At 58.4% G+C, this 8,809-nt stretch carries 1 protein-coding gene; it reads right to left on the bottom strand.

What is annotated here, in order from left to right; all coding sequences use genetic code 11:
* On the bottom strand, positions 1-8,809 hold an 8,809-nt coding region (locus tag CAG11_RS32675; RefSeq protein ID WP_371916606.1), incomplete at both ends, for an immunoglobulin-like domain-containing protein.

Raw genomic sequence — 8,809 nt, 5'->3', positions numbered from 1 at the left:
GATTTTTTCACCATTGGCCAAGGTCACCACGACTGGAGAGCCAGTCACTGGAGCGGTGACGGTCACGGTGTAGGTGATCTGGCCACCTTCAGCGGTCGACGGAGTTGCCTTCAGCGTCACCGTCGAGTCATCGATGGTGTCAGTGACGTTCGTGACCGCGGGCGCCGGGTTGGTAACCAGGTTCTCGAAATTACCGCCTTCGGCTTTGGTAATGGTCGCCTCGACTTTACCGGCGTCCTTGTAGACGTCGTCGGCCGGAGCCGGAACGGTGACGGTACCAGTGGTTTTACCCGCTTCGATGGTGATTACGGCGCCGTTAGACAGCGTTACGGTGACTGGGCTGCCCGCGGCGTTGGTCAGGGTTGCGGTGTAGACGATGGAACCGCCTTCGGCGACAGTCCCGGTAGCGCTCAAGCTCAGACCGGTGTCATCAACGGTGTCGGTAACGTTGGTATTCACCGGGGTCTTATCGGCAACCAGGTTCTCGTAGTTACCGCCAGTCACGTCAGTGATCGAGTTGGTGACGGAGCTATGGCCAACCAGCGCGTCGTTCGGGGCAGTGACGTTGATCGAGGCGGTGGTTTCACCGACTGGAATGGTGATTTTTTCACCATTGGCCAAGGTCACCACGACTGGAGAGCCAGTCACAGGTGCAGTGACAGTCACGGTATAGGTGATCTGTCCGCCTTCAGCTGCCGAAGGGGTCGCCTTCAGCGATACAGTCGAGTCGTCGATGGTGTCGGTCACGTTAGTGACCGCTGGCGCCGGGTTGGTAACCAGGTTCTCGAAGTTGCCGCCCTCGGCTTTGGTGATAGTGGCTTCGACTTTTCCAGCATCTTTATAGACGTCGTCTGCTGGCGCTGGAACCGTAACGGTGCCGGTAGTTTTGCCAGCCTCGATGGTGATCACTGCGCCGTTGCTCAGGGTCACGGTGACCGGCGTGCCGGCAGCGTTGGTCAAGGTAGCGGTGTAGGTGATCTGGCCACCTTCGGCCACGGTTCCAGTGGCAGAGAGGCTGAGGCCAGTGTCATCGACGGAGTCAGTGACGTTGGTATTCACCGGGGTCTTATCGGCGACCAGGTTCTCGTAGTTACCGCCAGTCACATCGGTGATGGAGTTGGTGACGGAGCTGTGGCCAACCAGTGCGTCATTAGGTGCAGTGACGTTGATCGAGGCGGTGGTTTCACCTACTGGAATGGTGATTTTTTCACCATTGGCCAGGGTGACGACCACAGGCGAACCGGTGACTGGCGCGGTCACGGTGACGGTGTAGGTGATCTGCCCGCCTTCGGCCGCCGATGGAGTCGCTTTCAACGACACGGTGGAGTCGTCGATAGTGTCAGTGACGTTCGTAACCGCTGGCGCAGGGTTAGTCACCAGGTTTTCGAAATTGCCGCCTTCGGCTTTGGTAATGGTCGCCTCGACTTTACCGGCGTCTTTATAGACGTCATCGGCAGGCGCCGGAACAGTGACTGTACCGGTGGTCTTGCCCGCTTCAATGGTGATCACCGCGCCGTTGCTCAGGGTCACGGTGACCGGAGTACCGGCAGCGTTGGTCAGGGTGGCGGTATAAACAATGGAGCCGCCTTCTGCGACAGTTCCAGTGGCGGAGAGGCTGAGCCCAGTGTCATCGACGGTGTCGGTGACGTTGGTGTTAACCGGAGTCTTATCGGCTACGAGGTTCTCGTAGTTGCCGCCGCTCACATCGGTGATCGAGTTGGTCACGGAAGAGTGACCAACCAGCGCGTCGTTCGGGGCAGTGACGTTGATCGAGGCGGTGGTTTCACCGACTGGGATAGTAATCTTCTCGCCATTGGCCAGGGTCACGACCACAGGCGAACCTGTTACGGGTGCAGTGACGGTCACGGTATAGGTGATCTGGCCGCCTTCAGCCGCCGATGGGGTTGCTTTCAACGACACTGTCGAGTCGTCGATGGTGTCAGTGACGTTCGTAACCGCTGGCGCCGGGTTGGTAACCAGGTTCTCGAAATTACCGCCTTCGGCTTTGGTGATGGTGGCTTCGACCTTTCCGGCGTCTTTATAGACGTCGTCGGCCGGAGCAGGGACGGTCACAGTGCCGGTGGTTTTACCCGCCTCAATGGTGATCACCGCGCCGTTAGACAGGGTCACGGTGACAGGGGTGCCGGCAGCATTGGTCAAGGTAGCGGTGTAGGTGATCTGGCCACCCTCAGCCACAGTTCCAGTAGCGGAGAGACTGAGGCCAGTGTCATCAACAGTGTCAGTGACGTTGGTATTCACCGGGGTCTTATCGGCGACCAGGTTCTCGTAGTTGCCACCGCTCACATCGGTGATGGCGTTGGTGACAGAGCTGTGACCAACCAGGGCATCGTTTGGTGCAGTGACGTTGATCGAGGCGGTGGTTTCACCCACTGGAATGGTGATTTTTTCACCATTGGCCAAGGTCACCACGACTGGAGAGCCAGTCACTGGAGCGGTGACGGTCACGGTGTAGGTGATCTGGCCACCTTCAGCGGTCGAAGGCGTTGCCTTCAGCGACACAGTCGAGTCATCGATGGTGTCGGTCACGTTAGTGACGGCTGGCGCAGGGTTAGTCACCAGGTTTTCGAAATTGCCGCCTTCGGCTTTGGTAATGGTCGCTTCGACCTTGCCGGCGTCTTTATAGACGTCGTCGGCCGGAGCAGGGACGGTGACTGTACCGGTGGTCTTGCCCGCTTCAATGGTGATCACCGCGCCGTTGCTCAGGGTCACGGTGACCGGAGTACCGGCAGCGTTGGTCAGGGTGGCGGTGTAAATAATGGAGCCGCCTTCAGCCACGGTTCCGGTGGCCGAAAGGCTGAGGCCAGTGTCGTCGACAGTGTCGGTGATGTTGGTGTTGACCGGGGTCTTATCGGCTACGAGGTTCTCGTAGTTGCCACCGCTCACATCAGTGATCGAGTTGGTGACGGAAGAGTGACCAACCAGGGCGTCGTTCGGTGCAGTGACGTTGATCGAGGCAGTGGTTTCACCGACTGGAATGGTGATTTTTTCACCATTGGCCAGGGTCACTACGACCGGCGAACCGGTGACTGGGGCAGTGACAGTCACGGTGTAAGTGATCTGGCCACCTTCAGCTGCCGAAGGGGTCGCCTTCAGCGATACGGTCGAATCATCGATGGTGTCGGTAACTTCAGTAACAGCCGGAGTTGTACTCGGCACCAAGTTCTCGAAATTACCGCCTTCAGCTTTGGTGATGGTGGCTTCGACTTTACCGGCGTCTTTATAGACGTCATCGGCCGGAGCAGGGACGGTCACGGTACCGGTGGTCTTGCCAGCTTCAATGGTGATGACAGCGCCGTTGCTCAGGGTCACGGTGACCGGAGTACCGGCAGCGTTGGTCAGGGTGGCGGTATAAACAATGGAGCCGCCTTCTGCGACAGTTCCAGTGGCGGAGAGACTGAGGCCAGTGTCGTCGACGGTATCGGTGACGTTGGTATTCACCGGGGTCTTATCAGCGACCAGATTCTCGTAATTGCCACCGCTCACATCGGTGATGGAGTTGGTCACCGAAGTGTGGCCAACCAGCGCGTCGTTTGGAGCAGTGACGTTGATCGAGGCAGTGGTTTCACCCACTGGAATGGTGATTTTTTCACCATTGGCCAGGGTGACGACCACAGGCGAGCCGGTAACTGGCGCGGTCACGGTGACGGTATAAGTGATTTGGCCACCTTCAGCGGTCGAAGGCGTTGCCTTCAGCGACACAGTCGAGTCATCGATGGTGTCGGTCACGTTAGTGACGGCTGGCGCCGGGTTGGTAACCAGGTTCTCGAAGTTGCCGCCTTCGGCTTTGGTAATGGTCGCCTCGACTTTACCGGCGTCTTTATAGACGTCATCGGCCGGAGCAGGGACGGTCACGGTACCGGTGGTTTTACCGGCTTCGATGGTGATTACGGCGCCGTTAGACAGCGTTACGGTGACTGGGCTACCTGCGGCGTTGGTCAGTGTCGCGGTGTAGGTGATCTGGCCACCCTCAGCCACAGTTCCAGTGGCGGAGAGGCTGAGGCCAGTGTCATCAACGGTATCGGTAACGTTGGTGTTAACCGGAGTCTTATCGGCTACGAGGTTCTCGTAGTTACCACCGCTCACATCGGTGATCGAGTTGGTGACGGAAGAGTGACCAACCAGTGCGTCGTTCGGGGCAGTGACGTTGATCGAGGCGGTGGTTTCACCGACTGGGATGGTGATCTTTTCGCCATTGGCCAAAGTGACAGTCACAGGCGAGCCAGTCACAGGTGCAGTGACGGTCACGGTGTAGGTGATCTGGCCACCTTCGGCTGCCGAAGGCGTCGCCTTCAACGACACGGTGGAGTCGTCGATGGTGTCAGTGACGTTGGTGACGGCTGGGGTTGGATTGGTCACCAGGTTTTCGAATTTGCCGCCTTCAGCCTTGGTAATGGTCGCTTCGACTTTACCGGCGTCTTTGTAGACGTCGTCTGCCGGAGCCGGAACGGTCACGGTGCCAGTGGTTTTACCCGCCTCAATAGTAATCACCGCGCCGTTAGACAGGGTCACGGTGACTGGGCTGCCCGCAGCGTTGGTCAGCGTGGCGGTGTAAACAATGGAACCGCCTTCGGCGACAGTCCCGGTAGCGCTTAAGCTCAGACCGGTGTCATCAACGGTATCGGTGACGTTGGTATTCACCGGAGTCTTATCGGCTACGAGGTTTTCGTAGTTACCACCGCTCACATCGGTGATCGAGTTGGTGACGGAAGAGTGACCAACCAGTGCGTCATTAGGTGCAGTGACGTTGATCGAAGCAGTGGTTTCACCGACTGGGATAGTAATCTTCTCGCCATTGGCCAGGGTCACGACCACAGGCGAGCCGGTAACTGGCGCGGTCACGGTGACGGTGTAAGTGATTTGACCGCCCTCAGCCGCCGAAGGTGTTGCCTTCAACGACACGGTCGAATCATCGATGGTGTCGGTAACTTCAGTAACAGCCGGAGTTGTACTCGGCACCAAGTTCTCGAAGTTGCCGCCCTCGGCTTTGGTAATGGTGGCTTCGACCTTGCCGGCGTCTTTATAGACGTCGTCGGCCGGAGCAGGGACGGTTACGGTACCAGTGGTCTTGCCCGCCTCGATGGTGATTACGGCGCCGTTGCTCAGAGTCACGGTGACTGGCGTACCGGCAGCGTTGGTCAAGGTAGCGGTGTAGGTGATCTGGCCACCTTCGGCCACGGTTCCGGTGGCCGAAAGGCTGAGGCCCGTGTCATCAACGGTATCGGTGACGTTGGTGTTAACCGGAGTCTTATCAGCGACCAGATTCTCGTAATTGCCACCGCTCACATCGGTGATCGAGTTGGTGACGGAAGAGTGACCAATCAGTGCGTCGTTTGGAGCGGTGACGTTGATCGAGGCGGTGGTTTCACCCACTGGGATGGTGATTTTTTCACCATTGGCCAGGGTCACGGTCACAGGCGAGCCGGTAACTGGCGCGGTCACGGTGACGGTATAAGTGATTTGGCCACCTTCAGCGGTCGAAGGCGTTGCCTTCAGCGACACAGTCGAGTCATCGATGGTGTCGGTCACGTTAGTGACGGCTGGCGCAGGGTTAGTCACCAGGTTTTCGAAATTGCCGCCTTCGGCTTTGGTGATGGTGGCTTCGACTTTACCGGCGTCTTTATAGACGTCATCGGCAGGCGCCGGAACAGTGACTGTACCGGTGGTCTTGCCCGCTTCAATGGTGATTACGGCGCCGTTGCTCAGGGTCACGGTGACTGGGCTACCCGCGGCGTTGGTCAGTGTCGCGGTGTAGGTGATCTGGCCACCTTCGGCGACAGTCCCGGTAGCGCTCAAGCTCAGACCGGTGTCATCAACAGTGTCAGTGACGTTGGTATTCACCGGGGTCTTATCGGCTACGAGGTTCTCGTAGTTGCCACCGCTCACATCGGTAATGGAGTTGGTGACGGAGCTGTGGCCGACCAACGCATCGTTCGGTGCGGTGATGTTGATCGAGGCGGTGGTTTCGCCAACCGGGATCGTGATCTTCTCGCCATTGGCCAGGGTCACGACCACAGGCGAACCTGTTACGGGGGCAGTGACAGTCACGGTATAGGTGATCTGTCCGCCTTCGGCCGCCGATGGAGTCGCTTTCAACGACACGGTGGAGTCGTCGATGGTGTCAGTGACGTTGGTGACCGCTGGTGCCGGGTTGGTAACCAGGTTCTCGAAGTTGCCGCCTTCAGCCTTGGTAATGGTCGCTTCGACCTTGCCGGCGTCTTTGTAGACGTCGTCTGCCGGGGCAGGGACGGTCACAGTGCCGGTGGTTTTACCGGCTTCGATGGTGATTACGGCGCCGTTGCTCAGGGTCACGGTGACTGGGCTACCCGCGGCGTTGGTCAGGGTTGCGGTGTAGGTGATCTGGCCACCTTCGGCGACCGTACCAGTAGCGCTCAAGCTCAGACCGGTGTCATCAACGGTATCGGTGACGTTGGTATTCACCGGGGTCTTATCGGCGACCAGGTTCTCGTAGTTACCGCCACTTACGTCAGTGATCGAGTTGGTGACGGAGCTATGGCCAACCAGTGCGTCATTAGGTGCAGTGACGTTGATCGAGGCGGTGGTTTCACCCACTGGAATGGTGATCTTTTCACCATTGGCCAGGGTTACGGTCACAGGCGAGCCGGTAACTGGCGCGGTCACGGTGACGGTGTAAGTGATTTGACCGCCCTCAGCCGCCGAAGGTGTTGCCTTCAACGACACGGTCGAATCATCGATAGTGTCGGTAACTTCAGTAACAGCCGGAGTTGTACTCGGCACCAAGTTCTCGAAGTTGCCGCCCTCGGCTTTGGTGATAGTGGCTTCGACTTTTCCAGCATCTTTATAGACGTCGTCTGCCGGAGCCGGAACGGTCACGGTGCCAGTGGTCTTGCCCGCTTCAATGGTGATCACCGCGCCGTTGCTCAGGGTCACGGTGACCGGCGTGCCGGCAGCGTTGGTCAGGGTTGCGGTGTAGGTGATCTGGCCACCTTCGGCAACGGTTCCGGTGGCCGAAAGGCTGAGGCCAGTGTCATCAACAGTGTCGGTGACGTTGGTATTCACCGGGGTTTTATCGGCGACCAGGTTCTCGTAGTTGCCACCGCTCACATCGGTGATCGAGTTGGTCACGGAAGAGTGACCAACCAGGGCGTCGTTCGGGGCAGTGACGTTGATCGAGGCGGTGGTTTCACCCACTGGAATGGTGATCTTTTCACCATTGGCCAGGGTCACTACGACCGGCGAACCGGTGACTGGGGCAGTGACAGTCACGGTATAGGTGATCTGTCCGCCTTCAGCCGCCGACGGAGTCGCCTTCAACGACACGGTCGAATCATCGATGGTGTCGGTAACTTCAGTAACAGCCGGAGTTGTACTCGGCACCAAGTTCTCGAAGTTGCCGCCCTCGGCCTTGGTGATAGTGGCTTCGACTTTTCCAGCATCTTTATAGACGTCGTCTGCCGGAGCCGGAACGGTCACGGTGCCAGTGGTCTTGCCCGCTTCGATAGTGATTACGGCACCGTTGCTCAGGGTCACGGTGACCGGAGTACCGGCAGCGTTGGTCAGGGTGGCGGTATAAACAATGGAGCCGCCTTCGGCGACCGTACCAGTAGCGCTCAAGCTCAGACCGGTGTCATCAACAGTGTCAGTGACGTTGGTATTCACCGGCGTCTTATCGGCGACCAGGTTCTCGTAGTTACCGCCAGTCACGTCGGTGATGGAGTTGGTGACGGAGCTATGGCCAACCAGCGCGTCGTTCGGGGCAGTGACGTTGATCGAGGCGGTGGTTTCACCCACTGGAATGGTGATTTTTTCACCATTGGCCAAAGTGACAGTCACAGGCGAGCCAGTCACAGGTGCAGTGACGGTCACGGTATAGGTGATCTGGCCACCTTCAGCGGTCGAAGGCGTTGCCTTCAGCGATACAGTCGAATCATCGATGGTGTCAGTGACGTTCGTAACCGCTGGCGCCGGGTTGGTAACCAGGTTCTCGAAGTTGCCGCCCTCGGCTTTGGTAATGGTCGCTTCGACCTTGCCGGCGTCCTTGTAGACGTCATCGGCAGGCGCCGGAACGGTCACGGTGCCAGTGGTTTTACCCGCCTCAATAGTAATCACCGCACCGTTAGACAGCGTTACGGTGACTGGGCTACCTGCGGCATTGGTCAGTGTCGCGGTGTAGGTGATCTGGCCACCCTCAGCCACAGTTCCAGTAGCACTCAAGCTCAAGCCAGTGTCGTCGACGGTGTCGGTGACGTTGGTATTCACCGGGGTCTTATCAGCGACCAGGTTTTCGTAGTTACCACCACTCACATCGGTAATGGAGTTGGTCACCGAAGTGTGGCCAACCAAGGCGTCGTTTGGAGCGGTGACGTTGATCGAAGCAGTGGTTTCACCAACCGGAATGGTGATCTTCTCGCCATTGGCCAACGTGACAGTCACAGGCGAACCGGTAACTGGCGCAGTGACAGTCACGGTGTAGGTGATTTGGCCGCCTTCAGCCGCCGATGGAGTCGCTTTGAGCGAAACGGTCGAATCATCGATGGTGTCGGTCACGTTAGTGACGGCTGGCGCAGGGTTAGTCACCAGGTTTTCGAAGTTGCCGCCTTCGGCTTTGGTAATGGTCGCCTCGACTTTACCGGCGTCTTTATAGACGTCATCGGCCGGAGCAGGGACGGTCACGGTACCGGTGGTTTTACCGGCTTCGATGGTGATTACGGCGCCGTTGCTCAGGGTCACGGTGACCGGAGTACCGGCAGCGTTGGTCAGGGTGGCGGTATAAACAATGGAGCCGCCTTCTGCGACAGTTCCAGTGGCG

The sequence above is a fragment of the Pseudomonas sp. B6(2017) genome (assembly GCF_002112765.1).
In the GTDB taxonomy this organism is placed as follows: Bacteria; Pseudomonadota; Gammaproteobacteria; order Pseudomonadales; family Pseudomonadaceae; genus Aquipseudomonas; species Aquipseudomonas piscis.
This window is presented reverse-complemented; position numbering and strand designations above follow the sequence as displayed.